This is a genomic window from Fulvivirga aurantia (genome assembly GCF_009711475.1).
Classification (GTDB): Bacteria; Bacteroidota; Bacteroidia; order Cytophagales; family Cyclobacteriaceae; genus Fulvivirga; species Fulvivirga aurantia.
The window spans coordinates 1-1,766 of record NZ_SMMD01000327.1 but is presented as its reverse complement, the minus strand read 5'-3'; the positions used below and the strand labels follow the sequence as shown (position 1 = coordinate 1,766).

The 1,766-nt window shown below is 36.8% G+C and carries 3 protein-coding genes; all 3 read right to left on the bottom strand.

Annotated elements, in window-relative coordinates; translation table 11 throughout:
• A partial coding sequence (locus E1176_RS01520; RefSeq protein ID WP_155208815.1) for a DUF4230 domain-containing protein occupies positions 1 to 325 on the bottom strand: 325 nt, incomplete at its 3' end.
• A gap of 5 nt (positions 326 to 330) precedes the next feature.
• Positions 331 to 1,230 (bottom strand): S66 peptidase family protein, encoded by a 900-nt coding sequence (locus tag E1176_RS01515; protein ID WP_155208814.1) that lies wholly within the window; start codon positions 1,228 to 1,230, stop codon positions 331 to 333.
• A gap of 82 nt (positions 1,231 to 1,312) precedes the next feature.
• Positions 1,313 to 1,766 (bottom strand): OmpH/Skp family outer membrane protein (locus tag E1176_RS01510; protein ID WP_155208813.1); only part of this gene is annotated, 454 nt, incomplete at its 5' end.

Sequence of the window (1,766 nt, the reverse complement as noted above, 5' to 3'; positions counted from 1 at the left end):
TATCTTTCTCCTTGCGTATATCATCCAGTTTCAGCTGCGTCATATCTATACAACCTACCGCTTCACCAGAGCTTATAAGAGCAATTTTAGAATCTGGTCCTAACTGAAAAATTTGAAGGTACTTTTTACTGATCTCTTTAAGCTCTGTAATTTCCTTGAAGTTATATTTTACTAACTCGAGCTTACCCAGGGCTTCTACTTCCTGTAATATAGCTGTAGTTTCTATCTCCACTGTAGTTTCAGCTGAATCAAGGTTTTCTTTAACCAAGTAGCCCACCAGCAATAGCCAAGGTAGTATAAGTAAGATAAAACGGATAGTTCTCACGTTATTTAATAAGTCAGTTTAGTACTACTAGAATTTACCTCAAAATCAACTACTCTACCCACAGGTATTGCTAAATTTTTCGATTCATGACCTATCGGCATTCCAAAAGCCATCGGATAATCATATTTATTTACATGGCTTAAAATCAGCTCATGAATATCTTTCCCAAATTTAATCTCTGTGTCTTTCATATCAGAAAAATCACCTATCACCAGTCCTGCTAAGTCTTTAAGTTTCCCTGTTCTATGAAGTTGGGTAAACATTCGATCGATTTTATACAAATACTCATCTACCTCTTCCAAAAAAAGTATTTTACCTATAGTTTCAATCTCACTCTTCGTGCCCAAACTTTCAGCCACCAATGATAAATTACCTCCTACAATTTCAGCCGAGACACTGCCATTCCGATTATAGTCGACTCTATTTGCTATGATTTCTCCACGATTATGAAAAATCAATTCTTGTAAACTGCCTAAGGACTCTTTTGTGCCATCTTTCCCATATTGTACTGGCATAAGGCCATGTATACTTTCTAGGCCATTTTTGTTTAACGCCAAATGAAGTGCGGTAATATCACTAAATCCGATAATCCATTTAGGCGTAGTTTTCAAAGTAGATAGATCAAGTTCATCTACTATTCTGGTCATGCCATACCCGCCTCTTGCACAAAATATAGCGGCTATGTTTTCGTCATTAATAAAGTTTTGTAGATCATCTAAACGCTCTTCATCTCTACCAGCGAAATACCCATATTTATTGTATAGTGATTTACCTTCTTGAACGTTTAAGCCCCAGGAAGCTAATATTTCATAAGCTGCCTTCATTTGATCCTTCGTGATTACCCTTGACGGTGCTACCAGGCCTACCCTATCTCCCTTTTTTAATGATCGTGGTACTATACTCATTAAATAAATATCCTTGATTTTACGGAAACAAAAAAACCCTGAATACTAAGTATTCAGGGTTTTTAACATTAATTTTTAAATCTTAGTTACTGCTAGGAGTAATACCCATTTTCTTTAGTACCATATCAGAAATATCGTGTTTAGCATCTGCATAAAGTACTACATCGATACCACCTACCTGGCCATTAAGTACATAAGTATAGCCGTTTTCTTTAGCTACGGTTTCAATCATGTTACCTACTTTAGCATATAGGGGCTCCATTAACGTGGCAGATTTCTTTTGTATAGAAGTCTGAGCGTCTTGCTGAAACTTTTGAATACGTTGCTCTAATTGTGCTAGTTCAGTTTCTTTCTCCTGTCTGATGGCATCTACCATGCTAGCTGCTCCTTGTTGATATGACTGTAATTTTTGCTGATACTCTTGATACTTAGCCTGAAGCTGACTCTGTAATTGCGTATTATGTGCCTGAAGCTCTGATTCCACTTGCTTTGCCTCTGGCATTTCACTCAATATGTAATCAACATCCGCATAAGCA